Annotated in this window: 26 protein-coding genes; 12 read left to right on the plus strand and 14 right to left on the minus strand. The window is 55.4% G+C overall.

From position 1 onward, the window contains the following. Position 1 precedes the first annotated feature (1 nt). The gene (locus C5Y44_RS03215; protein WP_105323604.1) at positions 2–1,018 is read left to right on the plus strand and encodes a prephenate dehydrogenase; all 1,017 of its coding nucleotides are present in this window, start codon (positions 2–4) and stop codon (positions 1,016–1,018) included. 42 nt (positions 1,019–1,060) lie between these two features. Here the strand turns inward: C5Y44_RS03215 and C5Y44_RS03220 are convergent, their stop codons facing one another. Together C5Y44_RS03220 and pdxS are read right to left on the minus strand one after the other, a co-directional pair. Further along, a complete protein-coding gene (locus C5Y44_RS03220) occupies positions 1,061–1,948 on the minus strand; it encodes an Abi family protein (RefSeq protein ID WP_233189796.1) in 888 nt (295 codons plus the stop codon). Between the two features lie 258 nt (positions 1,949–2,206). Beyond that, entirely contained in the window at positions 2,207–3,127 is a 921-nt protein-coding gene (gene pdxS, locus C5Y44_RS03225) for a pyridoxal 5'-phosphate synthase lyase subunit PdxS (RefSeq protein ID WP_105323605.1), read from the minus strand. Between the two features lie 88 nt (positions 3,128–3,215). Here pdxS and C5Y44_RS03230 point away from each other — a divergent pair, with 88 nt between their 5' ends. From C5Y44_RS03230 to C5Y44_RS03250, 5 genes are all read left to right on the plus strand, one after another. After that, a complete protein-coding gene (locus tag C5Y44_RS03230) occupies positions 3,216–4,637 on the plus strand; it encodes a PLP-dependent aminotransferase family protein (protein ID WP_105323606.1) in 1,422 nt (473 codons plus the stop codon). Between the two features lie 135 nt (positions 4,638–4,772). Continuing rightward, positions 4,773–5,687 carry a hypothetical protein gene (locus tag C5Y44_RS03235; RefSeq protein WP_146108465.1) on the plus strand — a complete coding sequence of 305 codons (915 nt, stop codon included), beginning with the start codon at positions 4,773–4,775 and terminating at the stop codon, positions 5,685–5,687. A gap of 35 nt (positions 5,688–5,722) precedes the next feature. Continuing rightward, on the plus strand, positions 5,723–6,334 hold the full coding sequence (locus C5Y44_RS03240) for a hypothetical protein (protein WP_105323608.1): 612 nt from the start codon (positions 5,723–5,725) through the stop codon (positions 6,332–6,334). A gap of 204 nt (positions 6,335–6,538) precedes the next feature. Then, positions 6,539–7,693: an HNH endonuclease signature motif containing protein gene (locus C5Y44_RS03245; RefSeq protein ID WP_105323609.1), complete on the plus strand. Its 1,155-nt coding sequence runs from the start codon at positions 6,539–6,541 to the stop codon at positions 7,691–7,693. Positions 7,694–7,933: 240 nt separating this feature from the next. Further along, positions 7,934–9,202 (plus strand): DUF418 domain-containing protein, encoded by a 1,269-nt coding sequence (locus C5Y44_RS03250; protein WP_105323610.1) that lies wholly within the window; start codon positions 7,934–7,936, stop codon positions 9,200–9,202. 12 nt (positions 9,203–9,214) lie between these two features. On the opposite strand, the gene C5Y44_RS03255 is transcribed toward C5Y44_RS03250, so the two are convergent. From C5Y44_RS03255 to C5Y44_RS03305, 10 genes are all read right to left on the minus strand, one after another. Next, positions 9,215–9,844, minus strand: coding sequence for an ImmA/IrrE family metallo-endopeptidase (locus C5Y44_RS03255; RefSeq protein ID WP_105323611.1), 630 nt, complete (start codon positions 9,842–9,844; stop codon positions 9,215–9,217). Between the two features lie 151 nt (positions 9,845–9,995). Next, positions 9,996–10,361, minus strand: coding sequence for a helix-turn-helix transcriptional regulator (locus C5Y44_RS03260; protein ID WP_105323612.1), 366 nt, complete (start codon positions 10,359–10,361; stop codon positions 9,996–9,998). A 36-nt stretch (positions 10,362–10,397) separates the two neighbouring features. Next, on the minus strand, positions 10,398–10,586 hold the full coding sequence (locus C5Y44_RS03265; RefSeq protein WP_105323613.1) for a hypothetical protein: 189 nt from the start codon (positions 10,584–10,586) through the stop codon (positions 10,398–10,400). Positions 10,587–10,938: 352 nt separating this feature from the next. Next, a complete protein-coding gene (locus tag C5Y44_RS03270) occupies positions 10,939–11,529 on the minus strand; it encodes a MarR family winged helix-turn-helix transcriptional regulator (protein WP_105323614.1) in 591 nt (196 codons plus the stop codon). A 327-nt stretch (positions 11,530–11,856) separates the two neighbouring features. After that, positions 11,857–12,714, minus strand: a complete 858-nt coding sequence (locus C5Y44_RS03280) for a prenyltransferase (RefSeq protein WP_105323615.1) — start codon at positions 12,712–12,714, stop codon at positions 11,857–11,859. Further along, on the minus strand, positions 12,711–13,007 hold the full coding sequence (locus C5Y44_RS03285) for a lycopene cyclase domain-containing protein (protein ID WP_105323616.1): 297 nt from the start codon (positions 13,005–13,007) through the stop codon (positions 12,711–12,713). Before C5Y44_RS03285 ends, C5Y44_RS03280 begins: the two co-directional genes overlap by 4 nt. Then, complete coding sequence (locus C5Y44_RS03290; RefSeq protein WP_105323617.1) at positions 13,004–13,345, minus strand: lycopene cyclase domain-containing protein; 342 nt, start codon at positions 13,343–13,345, stop codon at positions 13,004–13,006. Before C5Y44_RS03290 ends, C5Y44_RS03285 begins: the two co-directional genes overlap by 4 nt. After that, a complete protein-coding gene (gene crtI, locus C5Y44_RS03295) occupies positions 13,345–14,946 on the minus strand; it encodes a phytoene desaturase family protein (RefSeq protein ID WP_105323618.1) in 1,602 nt (533 codons plus the stop codon). The genes C5Y44_RS03290 and crtI overlap by 1 nt, the downstream gene beginning before the upstream one ends. Further along, positions 14,943–15,863 (minus strand): phytoene/squalene synthase family protein, encoded by a 921-nt coding sequence (locus C5Y44_RS03300; protein ID WP_105323619.1) that lies wholly within the window; start codon positions 15,861–15,863, stop codon positions 14,943–14,945. Before C5Y44_RS03300 ends, crtI begins: the two co-directional genes overlap by 4 nt. Next, entirely contained in the window at positions 15,856–16,821 is a 966-nt protein-coding gene (locus C5Y44_RS03305; protein WP_105323620.1) for a polyprenyl synthetase family protein, read from the minus strand. Before C5Y44_RS03305 ends, C5Y44_RS03300 begins: the two co-directional genes overlap by 8 nt. 60 nt (positions 16,822–16,881) lie before the next feature. On the opposite strand from C5Y44_RS03305, the gene C5Y44_RS13295 reads away from it, so the two are divergent. Beyond that, complete coding sequence (locus tag C5Y44_RS13295; RefSeq protein WP_158255468.1) at positions 16,882–17,031, plus strand: hypothetical protein; 150 nt, start codon at positions 16,882–16,884, stop codon at positions 17,029–17,031. A gap of 193 nt (positions 17,032–17,224) precedes the next feature. Here C5Y44_RS13295 and C5Y44_RS03310 read toward each other — a convergent pair whose 3' ends face one another. Then, complete coding sequence (locus tag C5Y44_RS03310; RefSeq protein WP_105323621.1) at positions 17,225–17,872, minus strand: lipocalin family protein; 648 nt, start codon at positions 17,870–17,872, stop codon at positions 17,225–17,227. A 610-nt stretch (positions 17,873–18,482) separates the two neighbouring features. Here C5Y44_RS03310 and C5Y44_RS03315 point away from each other — a divergent pair. Further along, a complete protein-coding gene (locus C5Y44_RS03315; protein ID WP_105323622.1) occupies positions 18,483–19,085 on the plus strand; it encodes a fasciclin domain-containing protein in 603 nt (200 codons plus the stop codon). Between the two features lie 61 nt (positions 19,086–19,146). Here the strand turns inward: C5Y44_RS03315 and C5Y44_RS03320 are convergent, their stop codons facing one another. Beyond that, positions 19,147–19,353, minus strand: coding sequence for a hypothetical protein (locus C5Y44_RS03320; protein ID WP_146108466.1), 207 nt, complete (start codon positions 19,351–19,353; stop codon positions 19,147–19,149). A 180-nt stretch (positions 19,354–19,533) separates the two neighbouring features. Between C5Y44_RS03320 and C5Y44_RS03325 the strand changes: the two genes are divergently transcribed. The 4 genes from C5Y44_RS03325 to C5Y44_RS03345 all read left to right on the plus strand — a co-directional run bounded on the left by C5Y44_RS03325 (position 19,534) and on the right by C5Y44_RS03345 (position 22,664). Then, the gene (locus C5Y44_RS03325) at positions 19,534–20,313 is read left to right on the plus strand and encodes a tryptophan-rich sensory protein (RefSeq protein ID WP_199185964.1); all 780 of its coding nucleotides are present in this window, start codon (positions 19,534–19,536) and stop codon (positions 20,311–20,313) included. A gap of 897 nt (positions 20,314–21,210) precedes the next feature. Beyond that, positions 21,211–21,624, plus strand: a complete 414-nt coding sequence (locus C5Y44_RS13570) for an IS3 family transposase (RefSeq protein ID WP_105323625.1) — start codon at positions 21,211–21,213, stop codon at positions 21,622–21,624. Between the two features lie 50 nt (positions 21,625–21,674). Then, entirely contained in the window at positions 21,675–21,863 is a 189-nt protein-coding gene (locus tag C5Y44_RS03340; RefSeq protein ID WP_105323626.1) for a hypothetical protein, read from the plus strand. A 303-nt stretch (positions 21,864–22,166) separates the two neighbouring features. After that, positions 22,167–22,664 (plus strand): tyrosine-type recombinase/integrase, encoded by a 498-nt coding sequence (locus tag C5Y44_RS03345; RefSeq protein WP_146108468.1) that lies wholly within the window; start codon positions 22,167–22,169, stop codon positions 22,662–22,664. The last annotated feature ends 200 nt before the right edge of the window (positions 22,665–22,864 follow it).

Here is a 22,864-nt window from a genome sequence, read left to right on the forward strand (position 1 = left end):
TGTGAGTTCAAAAGATGTGTTTCGCCCTACCTGCATCATCGGTTTAGGTTTAATCGGTGGTTCCCTCCTGCGTGATGTCGCTGCCCGCGGTGCGACTGTTTATGGTTTCAATCGTTCTACCTCTGGCGTGCGCGCCGCTATTAAAGAAGGCTTCGATGCCTCAGATGATCTAGTCGCAACATTGCAGCGCGCGGCTGCCGATGAAGCCCTGATTGTCATCGCTGTGCCTATGCACGCGGTGGCCGATATTTTAGATGCCATCAAAGAGCACGCCCCGAACTGTGGCTTTACCGACGTCGTTTCCGTCAAAGCGGAAGTACTCCGCCTGGTTAAAGACCGCGGATTAGAAGCTCACTATGTTGGTTCCCACCCGATGGCTGGTACTGCTGATTCCGGATGGAACCACTCCCACACCGGGCTGTTTAAGCAGGCTGCGTGGGCTATTGCTTTTGACTACGCGGTAGAAAACGAAGACCCCGGCAAGTTCTGGATTGAAGTATTTACCGATGTCACCAAGCTCATCCAGCTTGCCGGCGCCGAAGCAATCCCTGTCGAAGTAGCCAACCATGACGCCGCTGTCGCCCGCGTATCGCATTTGCCGCATGTCTTGGCTGAAGCCTTGGCGGTAGTAGGCGATAACGGCGGAATCCTCGCGCAATCCCTTGCCGCAAGCTCCTTCAAAGACGGCACCCGCGTGGCCGGCACCTCCCCTGCACTGGTGCGCCAGATGTGTGAAACCAACTCCGCAGCGCTTGTCGATGTCCTCGATGAAGCACTCATCTTGCTTGCCGATGCCCGCGATAACCTCGCCGCCGACCCCGCCGACATCTCCTACCTTGCCGATGCCGGCTACCGCGCCCGCACTCGCTTAAACGCCCGCTCCGGCGCGCACAAGAACTCGGTCTCCCCCGTCAAGATTTCTTCCCGCCCCGTACTTCGCCTCCAACCTGGCTCTTACGGCTGGGTCTCGACCCTCAAGCAAGCCGAATCCCTCGGCGGGCGCATCGAGGTTTTTTGATTTGATTCTCAGAACTGAACCGCTGGTGGCTCTCTGGGTTCATCAAGCTCTACTCCAAAGCGCTTGATTTTCCCAGCCATCGGGAAATCCCATATCGTTGACTGGATTTACACCCTCAATTTCTGGAAACGTAGAAATCAACCACGCAAGTCTAGTCGCCCAATCATTTTCAGGGTCGACAAATGAGATAGTGTAGGCAATAAGCGCTAGCGTTGGATAAATTTTCTTAAATTGCTGCGAAGTGAGCATTTCCGCAAGGTGATGGATCTCTTTATCGACGACGTTGGGGTGCGGCTGCTGTACTCGTAAAACCATGCGCCTATTCCAAAGCCTTGAATGATGTGCGATGACATTTCTGATGTAGTTAAAGTTTCTAAACCAACCGAGCACGACACTGCCCTGTATTGACCCAAATTTACGAGAAATCTTTGACTGTATGTCTTTCGGAAGATAGCTAAAAAGGTAAACAACACTTCCAAAGTCCAGAAACTCTGTCGCTATCCAGATCGGAACTTGGTCGCCATACCGAGCAAGATGATGACTTATATAATCCTCACTCTTGGCTCTATCGAGTTGCGATTTATAACCCTTTGACCATAAGGAATACGAATCTACCTGACTGTTTTTAGGAATCGTGCTGCACATGTTTTCATCCAAAAATTCCCGATTCAGGTGAATAAACTTATCTCGCTTGCCGCCATAAAAAGCAATGGCAGTTCTCAAAGAAATTTCAAGAACCGTTAGCGCTTCAAATACAAGGTTCCTTAACTCTTCATCAAATTGGTAGAGCGCGACCGCCTGACCAAATTCATGCCCTGGCTCGAAATCATCATAACGATAATTCCACTGTGTCGTTCTTTCCTTCTTCGGCTTAATCCTCCGAAAGGGATAGAGATACGCAGCAATTCGGTAATACCCGACTTGGGTCAAAACGTCCTAGCATTCAATCTCATCTTGTATCACGAGTCCCCTGCTTTTAAGCAAATCTATCTGCTTTTCCACAGTCAGATGCGGCTTTAAATATGGCTTCTTCAAATTTGCCCCCAAATATGAAAACCACACCATCACGATTTGCATCGCGAGAGGGTGTGGTGTGTATGAAGATTAGATTAGTATAATCGCCCCTTTTCGGCAAACGATTACCCCTGCATGTAGTAACTTTCCATAGTCTGATGCAATATTACTCAGTTACCAGCCGCGCTCTGCAAGGCGGTGAGGTGCAGGCAGGTCGGTGACGTTGATGCCGACCATAGCGTCGCCCAAGCCGCGGGAGACTTCTGCGATGACGGAGGGGTCATCAAAGTGCGTTGCTGCCTTGACGATGGCCACAGCGCGGGCCTCAGGGTTTCCAGACTTGAAGATGCCGGAGCCCACGAAGACGCCTTCGGCACCCATCTGGCGAACCAAGGCGGCATCGGCAGGGGTGGAAACACCGCCGGCGACGAAGGTAGTAACTGGCAGTTTGCCGGTCTTAGCTACTTCGCGCACCAGGTCGTATGGTGCCTGGAATTCCTTGGCAGCGACGAAGAGCTCGTCCTCGTCCAGGCTGCGCAGGCGGTTGATATCGCCACGGATGGTGCGCAGGTGACGCACTGCTTCGGAGACATCGCCGGTGCCGGCCTCACCCTTGGAGCGAATCATTGCAGCACCTTCGGTGACACGGCGAAGCGCCTCACCCAGGTTGGTAGCACCACAAACGAAAGGTACGTTGAACTTCCACTTGTTGATGTGGTGGGTGTAGTCCGCTGGGCTGAGCACCTCTGATTCGTCGATGAAATCCACGCCGAGAGCTTCCAATACCTGAGCTTCAACGAAGTGGCCGATGCGCGCTTTTGCCATCACTGGGATGGAAACGGCGTTGACGATGCCTTCGATCAGGTCTGGGTCGCTCATGCGCGCCACGCCACCTTGTGCGCGGATATCTGCTGGCACGCGCTCCAAGGCCATGACTGCGGTTGCGCCGGATGCTTCAGCAATGCGGGCCTGCTCCGGGGTCACCACATCCATGATCACCCCGCCCTTGAAGGAATCAGCGACGCCGCGCTTGACTGGAGTCGCTGCGGTATCTGGGGTGGAATTCTGCTTTTCTTCGACAAATGTTTGGGTCATGGAAACCATCCAACACCCAAAAGTGGTTTATGAACAGAGCCATATTCACACAATTGCATTAGACCACTTTTGCGGCAATGATTAACCCATGCGTTCTGATCTTGTCTCTGCTTTGCCGCTGGCCCTTGATGCTCAACGGACCGTGCCTATCCCCTCGCAGCTCACCGCACAGATCCGACAGTTGATTGCCGAGCAAGTCTTAAGCCCCGGCGACCACATTCCCAGTACTCGCGCTTTGGCAAAGCAGCTTGGTGTTTCCCGCGGCAGCGTGGTCACTGCCTATGACCAGCTCGCGGCAGAAGGCTATACTGTCACCGCGCATGGCTCTGGCACCACTATCAACCCACGGTTGCACTTGTTAAAACCAAAGGAATTAGAAATTCCAAAACCGTCTGTGCCCCGCTCCTCTGCACAGACAGCGCAGCCTCGACCTCGCCCACATTCACAGATCTTGAACCTGGACCCAGGTGTGCCCGATACTTCGACGCTGATTGATTCTGCCTGGCGGGCATCATGGCGCAAGGCCTCCTCAAACCCGCCGGCGCAGCGCCCTGCCCAAGGTTTGATGGATTTAAGAATTGAGATTGCTGAGCACCTGCGCCGCATGCGCGGTCTGGTCGTAGACCCATCACGCATTATTGTCACTGCCGGTGCGCGCGAGGGACTTGCCTTGCTGCTTCAGACTTTCAATGAGCCTGCACGCATCGGTGTGGAATCTCCTGGCTATCCCAGCTTGCGCCGGGTTCCGCAAGCACTTGGCCACCACACCGTGGATCTTCCTGCTGACTCAACAGGGCTTGTTATAAACGGCCTTCCGCACGATCTTGATGCAGTCCTGGTCACTCCCAGCCATCAATATCCGTATGGCGGTTCCCTACCAGCCGACCGTCGAACCGAACTAGTGAGCTGGGCTGAGCACACTGACACTTTGCTCATCGAGGATGACTTCGATTCGGAGCTGCGCTACGTCGGTATGCCGCTTCCCCCGCTGACTTCACTGGCTGAAGATCGCACCATTTTATTGGGAACGTTTTCTTCTGTCATCAGCCCGCATATCTCTTGCGGCTACCTGGTTGCGCCGAGTTCTCTTACTGCACAGCTCACTGAATTGCGCGGGATACTCTGCCAACCAGTCAGTGCAATTACGCAATCAGCAGTCGCACATTTCTTAGATACTGGCGCACTGCGCCGCCGTACTCAGCGGCTTCGTCGGGTTTATCGTCGCCGACGCGAGACAGTACAACGCGCATTCGCTGATATCGACGACGCTGAGCTACGCCCCATCAGCGGTGGACTGCACGCAGTACTCATCTGCAAAAAGCCTGCCGATGCCATCGTCGCCGAACTCCACGACCGCGGCATTCGAGTTACCGCGCTATCGCAATATTGGGGCGGCAGCAGCAGTGCCGAGAATGGCATTGTGTTCGGTTTCGGCTCGCATGACGATGACACCTTGGATTGGGCACTCGCCGAGATTAGTGACTCGATTCTTTCCCGAGTGGTCCACTAGCTTCAAAATCCCGAAAGAGACTACTCATTCGAACGATTTGGAACGGCAACCAGGAAATATGTCCGTTCCCAATGGTTTAATCTGAAGAGTCACTCAAATGACTTTGCCCTATCCCTCCCCGTCCCGAAAGAATCCATGAAAACCAAATATCTCGCTAGTCTTTTGCTGTCTTTAACCGTTCTCTTGTCCAGCTGTTCACAACCTGAAACTCCCGAAGTAGATACAGCTAGTGATGAATCCACTTCATCTTCAGAAGCCCCTACTGCAAAAATGGGCGACCTTACTGAAGGAGTTCCCGGACAAGTGGGATTCCAGCATGGAATAGACTGCATTGAAGTTGATGATTGCTCAGTATTCTTCACTGTCGAAGAGCTAACGCAATTGAAAGAATGCGATGGTTACCCACTTGAAGCTTCCCCAGAAGATACAGACCTGATTAAGGCGACTGTCCGTGTCACCACCAAGGAATCGCAAGATAAGAATTTCGTCCCGGGAGATTTTCCTGTTTGGGCAGACTGGTCTGCGCTCCTTAACGATGGCGTTAACAAATCACTTGCAGCTTCTGATTCATGTGTAAACGAAGATACCCAACCTTGGGGCCGTCCTCTCAAAACTGGCGATACAGAGATTCGCACCCACTATATGGATGTTCCTAAGGACGCAATTGCGCTTCGTCTCACTGACAGCAGAAATGGTGCACGCTGGGAATTTGACCTCGCATCTGAGCTTAATAAAGCTACGTTCGCAGCAGATACCCCAGCCGAAGCAGAACAAGAGAATGCCCAAGTGCAACAACCTGCGGCGGCCGAACCTTTACCGCAAGAAACTCCACTCCCTCAACCGCCTGTGCAGGAAACGCCCATAGAACAAGTCCCTGCTACTCCACCGGTACGCGGTTTCACGGGTGCACCAAGTGTTTCTGAGATTGAAGAACTAGATAAGACTATTTCCCATTGCGGAGACCCGTCTATTCACGAAACCGGGACGACCTTTTTCACCGATGGTTCAACAGGCTGGACCGAGAACTGCAGCGCACAGATGCTCGGTTAATCTTTATTTCTATCCCTTTCCAGAAAGTAGCACCCATGCGTAAACTCATCCCTGCAGTCTTTGTGCTCGCGCTCACCTTGGCTTCGTGTTCCAACCCCAACGGGGTTGCAACCCCTGAAACCAGTAGTACCCCGACTGCGACTGCAAGTTCATCTACCTCCAGCAGCTCAAAGCCCACATCCACTACGTCTGTATCGAGCACGTCTGCTGCAGCCGAGCCAACACCTGCAGAGCTCGCTGACAACGCATCTGAGCCAATACCAGCCCTTGAACGACCGACCGCTGCAGAAACTCCGGAAATTCCATCCTTGCAGGAAGGCTCCATATTCAATGCGCCCGGTGTTGGATACCAATGCCCAGGAACGGATGCCTTTACAGACGATCCTGCCAACTGCACTTCAGCAAATCTCGGCGGCGACCCAATCTACGACCAGTTATATCCGGGTGGATACCCAGCCAGTGAAGTTCCCTTCGCAGATGGCGGCACTTGTGCAGCAGCAATCTGTGGTTACGGTCATGATGAGAACGGAAATCCCAATCCCTCTAGTGGTGAGCTTCAGACAATGCATGGATGCGAAGAAGGCTACATCACCGACACTGAACTGTGCACCCGAGTATTCGGTAAGGCCGCAGAATACGGCTGGTGATAAACAATTAGCGGTTGATCCAACTCGAAATTTCAATAATCAAGAGAAATTAGCGGCTGAGGCTGTCTATATAAGGCTCAAATCTTGCCCATTTGCTTTGCCTGTGGATAACTTCGCCGTTTGGGTGACGTGTCATGTGAAATTTGGGCAGTTTTTAAAACTTGCTCTGGTGCGGGGTTGCGTTGGTCTTTTAGTGTCGAAGCTATGGACCCATTAATGAAAGCTTTCAAGCTTCTCACCAGCAACGGCATCGGATTCTTACGCCTGTGCGCTGAGTGCTCACCTTACGACTTAGCCGATGACGGCATTGAAATTTCCTTAGCCAAAAATTACGCCAAACTTGCAGACACCCTTTTTAGCCCGTGTGATTCCCCGCGCGTGCAGCAAGATGCTATCGCGCTTGCCGAAGATCGCCAGCTCAGTGTCAACCACCTGTTGATGATTAACAAGCACGCCAAAAAGTTGAAAGCCCGCGGCGCGGCCTGGAAACTGCGTGCCGAACTTATCGCTCGTGAAGGCTCTTTAGAAGAAGTCAACGAATACGCCAAAACCCGCGTCACCGAAGAAGGCGGCGACACCAAAAAGAAACCGGGCGTGCGTCTCGGCCGCGTCATCGATGGCCTGCGCACCATTAGTATTACCGATACCCAACGCCGCATTACTGACCTCGAGAAAACGCTTGATGCTGGCATCAAGCACGATGATGGCCAGCCACGCTCCGAAGCATTGCTCGAGCCTTTCTGGGACTTAGTCGAGGGCAACGGCACCGGGCTTATTAAGCCTGAATACCGTACCGTTATCGCCATAGGTCTTGATGACTTCGCGAAAGTCTCTTGCGGCGCCGGTGATGAAGTCATCATCGGCCTTTCCGACGGTACAACCATGACTGGTGCAGAGTTCATCAACGCAGCAATGGAAGGCGCACTCGGCGACAAACTTCACGTCGGGCTTTTCCACCCCACCGCCGGGCCCGTGAATCTTTACGAAGCGCGTTTCGCGTCAGACAAGCTACGAACTTTAGCCATGGCAGAGAACCTGGTCTGCCCGTGGCCGGACTGCAATGTCCCGGCCGATAAATGCCAGGTCCACCACATCGACGCCCACAAACATGGCGGACACACTAAGCCGTCGAACCTGACGATGCTGTGTAAGTACCACAACGGCGTCAACGACGATGATGACCCTGGCAAACCCGGGTCACGGAAGAGAAATAGTAAGCGCGGAAAGCCGAAACGGGGTAAACCGCAACGCGGGAGAATGCAACGCCACCGCGGCAAAGTACGCCTACGCACCCCAGGCGGAAAGCTCGTCGACAACGCTCATGACTTAAACAGCATGGGAGCAATGAACCTCATCTAACAGCCCAGTCTCCGACTAGGCCTTCCGCGCCATTGAAACAGTTGTGCCCAAAAGCATGGCACACCTGCTTAATCACCATGCGGTCTGTGAACGCAGCGACCGCTCGTTTTGGCGATCCTAAGATCAATTTGCAGGATGAGGGCTGCCGACAGAACATAAGCGTTGGTAGTGCCAAGTCTACCGTGAACTTTATCGACAGCCCGATATCTTTTGCGCTCAGGATCGATTGAAATAGTTGCTATGACTACTTCTATTGCGACCCCCGCGGCGTATTCGGCCCGCACACCCCGCGCCCGCATTGGCTATCTTGATGCTGCTCGCGCTGTGGCCATCATCGGCATGGTTTTAGCGCATATTGCTGCGTTTGTTGAGCTTCCAGCTCCTATTGAAAATCTCGTTTCCGGCCGTTCTGCCATCATGTTTGCCATCTTGGCAGGTGTATCCACCACCCTTATCGCGCGCAGCGGCGCCGTGACTGACCGTGAGCGTTTGGGCTATACCAATGCCGGCAGCTCACGGAATCTACTGGTCCGCGTGGGCATTCTTCTGCTCATTGGTCTCACGCTTCCACTTATCAGCGCGGGCCCAATTATTATCTTGTCCACCTACGCCGTGCTTTATCTGCTGGCTATCCCGGTGCTGCGCCTTTCCACCCGCGCCATCACTATTCTCGCCGCAATCACAGCTTTCGCGACCCCACTTCTATCGTTCTGGCTACGCACCACCTGGCCCGATACCGGTGAGGAAATCATCATTGGTGGCGTGCCCACTGTCTTAAGTTTCACCAGCGTGGAGAGCACGGTTCAGGCATTTCGCCAGTTGCTTTTCGATGGAATGTACCCCGTCCTCACCTGGATTCCCTTCCTTTTGGCTGGCATCATCATTGGCCGCTTAATTCTCAATTCCAGGTTTACTGCGCGAGTATCCGCGACCGCCGGCGCGCTTCTAGCGCTAATCGGTTACGGCACCAGCTGGGCTCTGGTTCACTTCACCGATTTCATGTCCCAGCGCATCGCTGTCTACCGCCAATTTGATTCATCGTTGGCTAATGCTTCTGATGAAGACCTCATGGACCAGTTCGGAACTATTGCCTATGCCAACTTTGGTGTCACCGATACTAACGACGCCCTCAGCCTCCTACTCGCCGCGCATCACTCAGGTTCCATCACTGAAATCATCGGTGGCATCGGCTTCACCCTACTGGTTCTGACGGGTCTCGCCCTATTGGACCGCTACACTGGCCCGCTGCTCGCCCCATTTAAAACCCTGGGCAAGATGCCTCTGACTTACTACATTGCACACGTCATCGGCTTCTTGGTGCTGATGCTTACCGCAACCACCGCACCTTCGCTTGGGATGTGCCTGGTATTTTTCATCGTCATCCCAATGGTCTTTGCTGCAGCATGGTTCCACTTCTTCCGCCGCGGCCCGCTAGAAGCAGTGCTGCACGCTGCAGCACGTAGGGCTTCCACTCCACGACAAGCCAAGCTCGAGACTCAAGTGAAATAGCCTTAAGTCAAGCTATTTCACAGCATGAAGACCCACTGATGGCGGTGCAAGGAGACTGTCTGGATGAGATAAATCAACACCAGTTAGACGCGGATAGTCCTTCTGGTCAAAGCCTGCTGCAACCAACATGTCTTCAATGGTTGTCATTAGTTGCGGAGATTCTTGTGGCAGGCGATCGGATACCGGCTCGCGAACCTTCCAGCCTCTCCGGTTCATTGCCTTGTAGAACGCGGTACGTTGCTCGGCTCCAACTTTTCCCAACTGATATGCCCGCTCAAATAGCGCCTGCATTGAAACTCCCCACTCAAGTTTCAGAGCTTGGAGACTTGTCAGGTCGATCTTATTCAGATATGGCGCTATCGCGGTTTCCGGCATCAGAAACTCTGCCGCAAAACGATTTGCCTCGTCTTCCGGATCCTCTGGGATGTACCTCCCGGAATGCATCACAATATGGCCCAGCTCGTGTGCAATCGTAAGGCGCTTACGGTCGACGGGGAAAGTGCTGTTGATAAGCATTACTGCAACTCCGTCAACAACTTGTGACAGCCCGTCAACTCGTGCAGTGGAGAAGTCCCTTTCAAAAGCAAATACACCCGCCGCTTCAATCCACTTGTATATCTGGCGGACGGGACCAATGGGCATCGCCCACTGAGCACGAACAATCTGCGCTGCACGCTAAGGGGTATAGCCATCATCGGGATCTAGATGTGGGAGGACCAGAGACGGAGTAATATCCAAGCGGTGCGTCAGCAATCCCACTTCTAGCCTCGTCAAGTTAAGTCGCGCCTCGCATTTAAGCCATTCTCCAACTAGAGCAGTTTTCCGTCGGCGGCATATGCGCCTCAGCCGCGAGAGGGCCACGTTCAGGACGCTGGACATCCTTAAACGCATCGAAATTCACACCGAGGAGACTGCCAATTTCCTTAAGCGTTTGGTCTTCAATATGCCGTTCGTTGTTCTCATACCGTGACAACGCTGCTTGAGTAATACGGAGTTGTCCCGAAAGGTCTTTTTGCGTAATACCGAGGGCAGCTCGAGCAATTGAAATGAAGTGCCCTGGGTTTTGTTGCTGGGCGTTTGCCTTGGTTTTTGTTATTTCTCTATCGGGGTTGCTCTGGCAAAATTCTGATTCAATCTCAGCCGGTGTGCGGTAGCCCAACCCTTGATAAAACCTGGCCTCATTCCACCAGGTAACTCATTTAAATGTCGCAATTTCCACGTCGACAACATTATCCCACGTCCTGGTATGGATGAGCTCATTTTTGTAACAGCCGTTGACGATTTTTACCAGCGCATTGTCATAAGAACCACCCACCGTCCCGGTGGAAGCAGCGATTTCATGCTCAGCAAGACGCTGGTTATAGACAATGCTGACATATTGCAATCCGTGGTCTCAATGGTGAACCAGGCCAGTTGTTTCCTTAGCGCACGCAATCACTTGGTTGAGTGCCTGCACAGGCAATGCCGCGGCTCGCGTTGAATCGAACAAGGCCCAGCCGGCAATGCGGCGAGAAAACACATCCGTAACAAAAGCTGTGCACACAATCCTTTTCGGGTTCGCACGTAGGCAATATCAGCCACCCCACCGCCGGCTAGCCCAGCGGGGTCTACTGGACCAGCGGATAAAAGCAGGGAGCAGGCAGTCAATACCCGATCAACAATGCCAACACTGTGTTCATCATGTACCAGATTCCCTACGCCGCAGCAGGTGGTATGGCTGATGATAAGTCGAGATATCAGTGGTCGCTGGACTCAGTGCGCGCCCAGTCGGCATTGTCGGGGGAGATGCATTGAGTCATATCTTCCAAGAAATTAATGACTACCTCTCGTTCCTGGGAGGTGAGGCGGGCAGCGGCGTGAAATCGTTTCGCCTGTTGCCTGCCCACGGTCTGCATCGCTGAGGCCCGCGTATTTGCAGTCACCTCAATTGCAAAGGCCCGTCGATCTATCGGGTGCACACGCCGTGTCACATGGCCCCCCTTCTCTAATCGGTTGAGAAGCTTTGTGGTCGATGCCGGCGAGATCGTCAGGTGGCTAGCCAGCATGCCAGGGGTGACAACTTCTTCCCGGTGAGCTGCCACGATCAGATAGTGCAGCGCCTCCATGTCCTGTTTATTTAGCTTCATGTACTTCTCGGAGGCTTCAGACAAAGACTGTTCCGCCTTCCGAAGCCTCGACAGCGCCTTCATCAGTGTCCCGATCTGACTGATATCATCCGCAGACACCTCCGAGCGATCCACCAGTTCGCTGTGGGGGTCACCGGACTCCACGTCGTAAAGATACTGGGAAATAGACTCTTGGGCACCCTGGTCGCTGGTATTCGACATCTGTGAACCCTACGTTCTGGACATAAAGATGGATAAATTAACGTGTCGTTTATATTAAACGATTATTTACCATATTGGTAAATAATGATTTCTTCTCTACCAGGGGTTGATATGAAACTCCCCGAGTTAGTAGTTCTCCTCGATGACAACGGAAATCCTACCGGTCAGCCGCAGAAAATTGAAGTACACGGGACGGACATTCCATCTTGCCTTTTCATGTTACCTCCTCAACTCTGCGGGAGAAGTGTTGGTGACCCGCCGGGCACTGACCAAAGACCTGGGCCGGGGGTGTGGGGGACGCCAGCTTTTCCTCTGACCTGTGTCTACCTAAAGATAGCTCGACACCAGGGTGATGCTGACAACCGCACCCACCAGGTAGTTCAGCCACAGGAAGACCCGCCAAGCGCGGTTAACATCCTCGCAGGTGAGGTCGGTGATGTTCCAGAAGCGCAGCGTGTTGGCCACGTATCCCAGGCCGACCAGGCCCACGATCCATGCCGGGGATGGCAGCGCGAAGACGAGCAGTGCGGCACCCAGATACGCCATTGCGGCCAGCCAGGTGGTCAACCGCGCGCCGAATGCCGTGGCGATGGAGTTCAGTCCGGCCTCCCGATCGGCCTTGACATCCTGCACCGCCCCCAGTGCGTGACTGGCCGTCCCCCAGATGAAGAAGGCACCGACGGCGAACCAGAAATAGGTGGACACCCCGCTGCCCAGGATCGTCGCGCCGATAATTGCCGGGGTGACAAAGTGCGCCGAGGACGTCAATGAGTCCAGTACCGGGCGTTCCTTAAAGCGCAGGCGCGGCGCCGAGTAGGCGATCACTGTGAATATCGAGACGCTCAGCCACACTGCAGAGACCCAGGTTCCGGCTGCGTAGAGCACGATGAGGAAAGGCACAGTGGTGAGCACCGAGGCCCACAGCAGCGGGGCGTGCATCTTCCGGGGCAGCAGCGCGCCCTCGATACCGCCCTTTCGGGGATTGAGAATGTCGGACTCGTAGTCGAAGACATCGTTGATGCCATACAGGGCGATGTTGTAGGGGATCAGGAAGAAGAACACCCCGAGCCAGAACAGCCAGTCCAGCCCTCCACCGGCCAGCAGGTAGGCCAGTCCGAAGGGAAAGGCGGTGTTAACCCAACTAACGGGGCGGGAGGCGGAGAGTACATCGGTGATGATGTTCATGCGCGGTTCTTCCTCCGTCCCGGCCAGAAAGCCGGGACGATTAGAGCGACGAAGATGGGATAGAAGAAGTCCTCGACCGGCACCAGGCCGATCTGCAGGCCCAGGCGCTGGGCATCGCCATACCCGACCAGCTCACCCCAGATCATGAGGTTGTCGAAGATCGCGGTGAGCACGAGCAGTACCACCCCGACGATCGCGGTCACCGCTAACTGACGGGGGCCGCTCTTGCGCCGGGCAACCCACAGCACCAGCGCAAGAACCAGAAAAGGCAGACTGATCAGCAAGTACGTCATACGACCCCTCTCTCATCGTTGGCGCGGCTGGCAAGGAGCAGTCTGGCACCAGAGGTGAGGTTGAGCGTCAGATAGACCAGGAAGAACAGGAATATCGGCTCCTCAAGTGGCATTTCGGGCGCGAGTACCACCCCGGTCATGTATTCGGAACCACCCCGGAAAAACGACCCGGTGGCAATTCCCAGGGCATCCCAGACCAGGAAGGCCGCCACCAGGCTCAGACTCAAAACGGCCGCTCGGCGGGTATGAAGGAAGAACGCCAGCTTCCAGCGCCAGTCGCACAGGACCATGCAGATCAGCACGGCAATCAAAATGCTCAGGTATGCGAAGGATACCATCAGCGCTGACCTCCCGGTTCTGGCAGCGGGCCGGCACTGGTGTCCCCGCGTAGCCGTTTGATCACGTTCTCGGCGGAAATCAGACACATCGGGACACCTACCCCAGGCACCGTGGTTGCTCCGGCGTAGTAGAGACCGTTGACCTTGTCTGAGATGTTCTTGCCACGGAGAAAAGCGGATTGGCGCAGCGAATGACCCGGGCCGATCGCACCACCCTGCCAGGCATGATAGCGCTCGGCGAAGTCAGCCGGGCCCATCGTGGTGCGCACCACGATGCGTTCCGCCAGGTCCGGAATACCCGCCCACTGCCCGATCTGTGCGATGGCGGCATCAGCGATCACACTCACCCTCGGCGAGGCGGTGCCTCGATAGGCGTCACCATGGCCGATTTCCTCGGCGGCTGGGACCGGAACGAGGATAAACAGATTTTCATGTCCATCAGGTGCGACGTCCGGGTCAGAGGCCGAGGGCATCGAGATATAGATCGACCGGGAGGCATCCAGCGGACGTTCCGGGTGTGGTCCATCGAATACGGCGGCGAAGTCCGTGGACCAATCCCGGCTGAAGAGAAGATTATGGTGAGTCAACTGAGGCAACTTTCCCTTCACCCCCGCCATAATCAGTACGGTACCCAAACCAGGATCCCGTGAGGCGAAGTATTTCTCGGGGTAGCTGCGTAGCGCAGCGGGCAAGAGATGGTTTTCCGTGTGGTGCAGATCCGCGGCGGAAATAACGATGTCCGCCCTGATCTCCGTCGGCTCGCCCGCTGCGCCCCGGAGGCGCACCCCCACCGCTTTGTTCTTTCGACCTTCTTTCTCGGTGATAATTGCGGTGACCTCGGTGTTCAGCTGCACCCGTACCCCTTGAGCCACGGCCAGGCGATGGATCGCTTCGACCACAGCGCTAAACCCTCCCATCGGGTAACGCACCCCCTGCACCAGGTCGGTGTGGCTCATCAGGTGATACATCGCTGGAGTGTGCTCAGGGTGGGAGGACAGGAACACCGCCGGGTAGGTCAGGATCTGACGCAGGCGGTGGTCGCTGAATCGCTGGTTAACGTAGCTTTCCAGCGACTGGGTCAGCAGGGTAGCTAGTTTTCCCAGCCGTTGGGCGATGTCCCGGTGCAGCAGCGGAATTGGCGAGGAAAAAGTGGCGTAGAGGAATTGGGAGATGGCCATCCGGTAGGTATCGCCTGCACTAGCCAGGTAGTCGTACAGTCGGTTACCTGCTCCCGGCTCCAGGGATTCGAAAAGTTCGATAGCTTCCTCGACCCCGGTAGAGACGTCAAGCGGTGTTTCTCCTTCGGGAAATAACCGGTACGCCGGTGTCAGGTCTTTAAGGTCCAGCTCGGTTTCAGTGGTGGTCCCCAGGAGGCGAAAGAAGTGGTCGAAGGCATCGGGCATGAGATACCAGGAGGGGCCTGTATCCCACCGGAATCCTGCGTGGTCAGCCAAAACCAAATCCCCGGAGCGGCCTCCGATGGTGTCGGTGCGTTCGATGATGGTGACCGACAGGCCCTCTTTGGCTAATAACGCTGCGGTGGCCAGTCCGGCCACACCTGCTCCGATCACCACTGCGGAACTCGGTGTCTTTCCGGTCATTTCTTAACTCCATTTCTGTCACGGCGGGCGGACCTAGAAACCGCCCGAGCCAGTACGGCTGCCTTGGTCCGGCGGGGCACGCTGACACGGTAGCGAAGCAGGTCCGCTGCTGGTCGCTGCTCGATCCGGTCGGTTAATTCGCTGAACAGTTCAGTGGCCACCAGTACGCCCGTTCGCGCGGTGGCGGGAAGCAGCAACATGACGGCGCGCGCAGCTGCGAGGTCGGTGCGTATGTCAGCGACTAATTCGGTCTTGTATTCTTCGGTCAACTCCTGGTGCTCCACACCCGGAAAATAGGTACGTCCCAGAGTCTTGGAGTCTTCGGCCAGATCACGCAGAAAGTTGATCTTTTGGAACGCAGCGCCGAGTGAGCGTGCTCCGGACTCCAGGCGGGTGTGTTCCTGTTCGGTGACCGGGTGGTCGGTGAGAAAAACCGACAGACACAGCAAGCCAATGACCTCGGCGGAACCGTAGACATAGTCCTGAAAACTGACTGCGTCATGGGTTGACTGATTCAGATCACGCCGCATGGAGGAGAAAAAGGCCACCACGTGTTCCGGGTTGAACTGACACCGTCGCGCGCTGAGTGCATAGGCGTGCAGCACCGGGTCGCTGTGAAAGCGGCATTCCGGGGCGGCCAAGACCGCACGCTCATAGTCATCCAGCGCGGCTGCGGTGTCCGCAGAGCTAAAACCTGCAGCCTGTGCCGTGCCGTCGACGATTTCGTCGGCTATCCGCACCATCGCGTACAGGTTACGGATATCGGTGCGTACCTGCTTCTCCAATAACCGTGTAGCCAGCGAGAAACTGGTGGAGTAGTTCACAATTATCTGATGTGACGCTCTGATGGCCATGTGGTCGTAGCGGCTGAGGAAACTATCGAGGCCATCTCTGGTTTCCGGGGTGGGTTCAGGCATGGCGACGCAGTATCCCTTCGATCATATTCGTGACATCATACAACCCGTCCCGGGTGCTCGGCGCCAGGTCAGCATCTTCGATCAGACGACGAGCCTGCACCAGATGGCCATCCCCCTCCGCAATAACAGTGCTGATGATACCGTCCATGTGGTCTGGATCTGCGAGAAACCCCTCGGGCATTTGGGCGGTCACCAACGTAGCACGGCCGGTGGTCACGTCTCCCGCCGCTGTTTTTCCCGTCACTGTGGTCTCACCTACTGCCCCGGCGATGTCATCCGCGGTCTGGTAGGCGCAACCGAGTGCATGTGCGATGGGTTTCATCACTTCCGGATCCCGCCCAGCGGCCAGCGCGCCGAGCTTGAGCGGAGTGCCGAAGCTGTATTCGCTGGTTTTCAGGTGATTGCTCAAGCGCACCTGTTCCAGATCCGGTCTGGGATGAACTGAGTGAGCGATATCGAGGATCTCGCCGTTTATAGTCTCCTGCGCCGCTGCCGATAGCATCCGCATACCGCCACGGACAAGACCGTCATCAAGGTCAGAGTCCAACAACAACTGCAAAGCGCCGTTAATCCCGAGGTCTCCGGCCACAATCGCCAGCGAGGTCCCCAGGTGGTCATCACCAAACTCATCACGGATAGCGGCGTGGATGGTCGGCTGACCGCGTCGCAGGTCATCACGGTCGATAATGTCATCGTGGATGAGAAACGCCCCGTGCAGTAGGTCCACGCAGGCACCGAACAGCGTCGCTGCTTTTAGCCGATCGCCGTCCACCTCACCGGCGGAAATGTGAACGAGCCGGGACCGCAGATGTTTCCCACCCAAGGAAAAAGCAGCTACCCCATCGTAGGCCCTAGTCAGTAAGCGTTCCTGGGCAGTAACAGTGCGCCTACTGCCGGTCAGAAACTCCTCAAGAACTGCCATCGAGGCCGTCACCCTGGCATCCAGATTGCTATTCACGGTTGTAGGACCTTTCGCGCTGGAGATACCTTGCTACCTAGACATGCCTGAGGTAACCGGGTGAAAAATGTCGGGTCGGTTTCAGAGGCACCATCGACTCGCCGCCGGGTCACCCCGGAGGCAACACCAACGCCTGCGCTGGTCATACCGCAGCGCGGTCCTCCGACCACCCGTGGAGTTTCGCCGATGATTGCCTCCACCATGCGGTGAACCGTGGGACTTAGTGGGTCGCTCATCATCGACTCTTTGGCTAAGTGGCCGCATTGGGAAAGTGCTCTAAAACGGTGGCGGGGACAAGGTACGTGCCGTGACGATCGGATTCCTGACTGCAGGCCAGGAGCGGATGTATTGTTGTCGTGAATGATTGCCTGACCACCCATGACACGTACCGCAGGCACGACCTCTATTGTGTGCATAACGGCGCGACATCGCCGCGGCCCCCGGCCATCGGAACAGTCAAAAAGGCACAGGACCACCATCCCCGAGATTCCACGGTCTCACGCACCTGGCTCCACTGCTCGGGATTGAGATCCGGGGTACGCGAGAGCACGAAACCGGAGGTCCTCAACGGATCGCCGACGATGGCCAAGGAATAGTCATCCGCGAGATACGTCACGCGATAATTGACAGCCCCATTCGGATCCTGAAATGGAACATCAGGAAAGTTCACCCGCAGCGAGGCATCGGAACGCACAGAGGCCGTGCCCTCGATCACCGAATTCGGTCCGATGAGGGTGCCGCAGGAGTTACGCACAGAAATCGTCGACTCGTCAATCACCTCGTACTCCGCGGTGGTGTTATAGGCACACTGAAGAGAATATGGCTGCGGTAGGGCCGCAACTTGGTACCAGGTGCCCGCGTAACGCTCCAGGTCAACCGGCGTTGGGTGTTCGGGGAGTTCACCGCCGGGGAGAGAAGAGCCCTCCGGGATAAGCTGCGACGAACCTCCCCCAATACGACCACCATCAAAAATATCCTGGGCACCAGCCACCGGGAGCACCAGAGCGGTTGACACCAGCAAGGTCGCCAGGGAGGTAAGAATTCGGCGCATAACGATCCTTTTAATTATCTTACTATTCATTTTACTAAACTATTTATCGGAGTTAAAATTAACTTATACTGTAACAATATAGTGTGTGCATTATTTCACCGCAACTAGGTGTCGAAACCTGTGGGCCGGCTCAGGGCGCAGCTTGGGGCGTTTCAGGAAGTAGCCGTCCGGTGCGCAGGTCGGGACATCGGTATTCAGAAACTTCTCGATGCTCCACCACCTGCTCCCGACTGTTTTCGTGCGGGACTCACCGGGATAGCCAGGTATGTCCTGGACTGCATCATTAGCCGTGGAATTCCGGGCGGAAGATACCAAAAGTAGGGTGCGGCGCGGTTACCGATGTCGGCGACCGGCCGATCTGGCCCCACCCCCTCCACGCTCACGCAATTCCACCTCTCCCGCCTGCAAATGAGACGGATTGAACGATGGCGCCCTGCTGACGTGGCAAAGAATGAAGAGGTAATCAGCCCTCGCTGTCGGCGATAGCCCGCTTTCCTGCGGTTTCAGCTGGCCGTTCCCCTGTCCCTCAAGTTATTTCGGTCAAAACCTTCCATCCCACTGAAAAATAGTGCACAATGGTAAATAGTAACCAAATAGGAAAGGTTTTATAATGAAACGATTAATTGCAGCGGGCGGAGCGATTACCCTGGCTTTGACCCTCGGGGCATGCGCCACGGATGACAGCGACATGGCCACCGAGACAATGACAGATGAGGCCACGGCGACGAACGAAACCACCACAGAGGAAACCACCACGGAAGAAACTGAGGCAGCCGCACCTGAAGGCGATATCGTCGATACCGCTGTCGCTGCCGGTCAGTTCACCACGCTGACTAGCGCGTTGGAGTCCGCTGGCCTCGTAGAGACCCTGCAGGGCGAAGGTCCGTTCACGGTGTTCGCCCCTACCGATGACGCCTTTGCTGCTCTCCCCGACGGCACCGTCGATGAGTTGATGGCTGATCCCACTGGCGACCTGGCTGAGATCCTGCAGTATCACGTCATTGCCGATGAAGTGTGGGCCGCCGACGTCATGGAGATGGATGGTCAGATGGTCGAGACTGTGCAGGGCACCGAACTGACCGTCGAGGTAGACGGCGAGAACGTTTCCCTGGTCGATGCTGCCGGTAACAGTGTCAACGTGACAGACACTGACATCGAGAGCACTAATGGTGTCATCCATGTCATCGACGGTGTCCTCATGCCCACCACCTAATTTCTCCTCTTTGCCCGGCAAACGGTGATGCAAAACTAGCGGTTGTTCTAGGTACCTGCAGTTAGTGTGCTGGAGAAACACCGAACAGGGTTTCCCTGATCGCCAGGGGCATCACTTCGCTACCGCTGATGCATGGCTGGAATCCCACGAGCGTGCCACGGGAAACCGGGCAGGAAGAAATGGTCGTGGACTCGTCCGCGGTGTCGTAAAGTGTGGTTGCGCGAATGCCCAGATGGTTGTCCATGCCAGGCGTTCGAGCTTGTCGCATGACATGCTACTTCAATTCTGAGCATTCTCGCTTCATACTCTCGGCCACAATACCCCTGAAGACATCTACTATGGACGGCGGAGGTGCATTTTAATGAGCACAAAACCAAACCAGACCACCAGCCCGGCCGACACCGGAGGACCCGGGGCTTGGGCCATGCCCCTAATCACTCTTATCGGCGTGGCCATTGCCATCGTCACAGCTTTCATCGGCAGCGGCGCCCTAGGTGGCACGCCCATCGCCGAAGCCGCGGGCGGAGCACTGTCCACCGATGCCACGCCGATCGCCCCGGCCAGCACCGCGTTCAGTATCTGGAGCGTGATTTATGTCGGTCTGGCGGCCTATGCTCTGTGGCAGTTAACCCCCACCGCACGCCGCTCACACCGCCAGCGCGTGCTGCGCCCGTGGGCTCTGGCCTCCCTGCTTCTCAACGCTGCCTGGATCTGGACCGTCCAGTGGGGCATGTTGACCGCCTCGGTGATGGTCATCGTCATACTGCTCGCCGTGCTGGTCCGAATCATGTTCCTCCTGGGCCGCCCACGTTCCGGAGGGTGGGCGGAAATGCTCCTGACCGATGGGGCCTTCGGAATCTACTTCGGCTGGGTTCTGGTGGCGAGCTTCGCCAACACCTTCGCATGGCTTTCCGACGCTGGGATCGACGCATTCCGTGACATCCCCGTCGCCATCGCCGGCGTAATCGTGGCAGGGCTGGTGGCCGTGGTCGCCGCTGTGGGCGACGGGGGTCGGATCGCCCCGGCCCTGGCCACCTCCTGGGGCCTTGCCTGGATAGCAGTCGCCCGCAACAGCGGAACCTTCGAGTCACCGGCCCTGGTCTGGACCGCCGCTGTCACCGCGGGCGTCATACTCATCATCGCCGTACTGATGCGGATACGTACGGGCAAACAGGTCAATGATGTTTCTGGTCGCCCTGCGTCGGTGACGAAGTCGTTGACAAACTGACGGAGAGAAGAAATCACCAAGCCCGCCCCGGCCCCGACCGGGAGTGGGTTTAATACATTTCTGCCCACGGGATACCCGAATACTGCACGTGAACGGAGAAACTTCCTTGCAAACGCGAAGTCCGCATTCAGCAGCGTATTTCAGGCGTGGGACAAAGTTACTGGAACACCCCCATCGGCAAAGTTATCAGGAAACCGAATTTTACTATGCCCAGGCTCACAACCCAATGTCCCCAAAAAGGTCACTGAGCAAATATCAAAGAAACCCCAGATAAATTCCTCTGAAGAACCACCATTTTAAGTTAAGAATACAAAAGTGCTGGAACCTAGCAAGGAAACCTGCATAACGCCAAGTAAATGCCTATTTTTCAACTTGCCCCTATATGTGGAGTGTCCCGGGTTTTGTTCCGTCTGAGTAGTCGGGAAAATACTGGAGTATGCCGAAGAAGTTTGACCGGGATGCGAAAGGCCGTGTGGTTCGCTTGGTAGAGGATCGTATCGTGGCTGAAAACCTGTCGATGCAGGAAGTGTGTTAGGCAGTCGCGCCGACACTAGGTGTTTCGTGGCACATGGCCAGGCAATGGACGCAGCAGGCTCGCCGTGATGGTCACGCTCGCGAACACTCGCCTGAAGACTTAGTTGCTGAAGTTGCCAAGCTGCGCCGTGAAAATCAGGAGTTGCGAGATACTAACGAATTGCTGAAGGCAGCATCGGCTTTTTCGCATCGGAACTCGACCCGAAACATCGGAAATGATCCGGTTCATCGATGAATACCGCGATTGTTTCTCCATCGAGTTCATGTGTAAGACGTTAACCACCCACCGTAAGGGTGGTTTTATAACCTCACGTGGATATCGGCAGTCCAAGGCTCGTGGGCAAAGCTTGCGTGGTCTGCGTGATGGTTGCTTTGGTAGAACTCATCCGCAAAGTCCACGCTGAAAACTACGGTGTGTATGGAGTGCGAAAGATGTGGCATTCTCTTCGTCGTCAAGGGATTGATATCGGTCGTGAGCAAACCGCTCGGTTGATGCGAATGGCTGGCGTAGCCGGTAAGCCCAAAGGTGGATCGCCGATAACAACCCGTAAGTCCCAAGGTCCGGATGATCGTCCGGACCTTGTAAACCGCGATTTTACAGCGGACAAGCCGAATCGGTTGTGGGTGGGGTGGCTGATATTGCCTACGTGCGAACCCGAAAAGGATTTGTGTGCACAGCTTTCGGCACGGATGTGTTTTCTCGCCGCATTGCCGGCTGGGCCTTGTTCGATTCATTGCGGACCGCGGCATTGCCTGTGCAGGCACTCAACCAAGTGATTGCGTGCGCTAAGGAAACAACTGGCCTGGTTCACCATTGAGACCACGGATTGCAATATGTCAGCATTGTCTATAACCAGCGTCTTGCTGAGCATAAAATCGCTGCTTCCACCGGGACGGTGGGTGGTTCTTATGACAATGCGCTGGTAAAAATCGTCAACGGCTGTTACAAAAATGAGCTTATCCATACCAGGACGTGGGATAATGTTGTCGACGTGGAAATTGCGACATTTAAATGAGTTACCTGGTGGAATGAGGCCAGGTTTTATCAAGGGTTGGGCTACCGCACACCGGCTGAGATTGAATCAGAATTTTGCCAGAGCAACCCCGATAGAGAAATAACAAAACCAAAGCAAACGCCTAGCAACAAAACCCAGGGCACTTCAATAAGAACCCAACAGCGGGTTCAATGCTGCATAAGGACGTTAAACGTGAGCCACAGGCGCTATCTAAGCGTGACGAAACACGAACTATTGAGTGAGCGGAACAGTGGCAGACACCCCGTAAATTCATGGACTTAGTGGGCATCGTGAAGCTGCTAAGTGGCACGGGTTATGCGCCCCGCTGAAGCTCTAGCCGTGAGGTGGGAAGATGTAGACCTCTCCAGCACCCCGGCGACGGTGAAAGTTACTGGCATCGTGATTGAGCTAAAGGGCGGCAAAGGGCAAGGCAAGGGGCTAATTCGTCAACTAGTCACAAAGACCAAGCACGGGCTAAGAGTAAATAAGTTGCCTGCTGATACCACTGCAGTGCTCATGGAACGTTGGGTGAACCGTGAAAGTGATTTGGTGTTCCCTAACCGTGGTGGTGGGTTAACTAGTTTGTCTAACGTTAATCGTTCGTGGCGTGAAGCCCGGGGCGTGGAATTAAAGCACGTGAGGTTGAAAGATTTCCGGCCTACCGTTGCCACAAAGATTGAACGAACCCACGGGGCTAAGGCAGCGGCTCTGCAACTAGGTCACGGCTCTACAAAGATAACGGAAGAGTTCTACATTGAAGCGGGTGACGCTGGAGACTACACGGCGGTATTAGAACTTTAGGAAATGCCCTAAAGAACCAAACCGTGTGATTACCGTGTGATTTATTGAACCCCCAACCACAAAAATAAATAGCCCCTTACCGCGTTAATGCTGGTAAGGGACTATTTTGTTGTGCGCCCGAAAGTGTCGTACTTCAAGACATAATTGACACGCCTGTTCTGCAGCGGGGCTAATCTAGGGCCGAGATCAGCCGCGAGATC

This window comes from Corynebacterium sp. J010B-136 (assembly GCF_002967075.1).
Taxonomy (GTDB): Bacteria; Actinomycetota; Actinomycetes; order Mycobacteriales; family Mycobacteriaceae; genus Corynebacterium.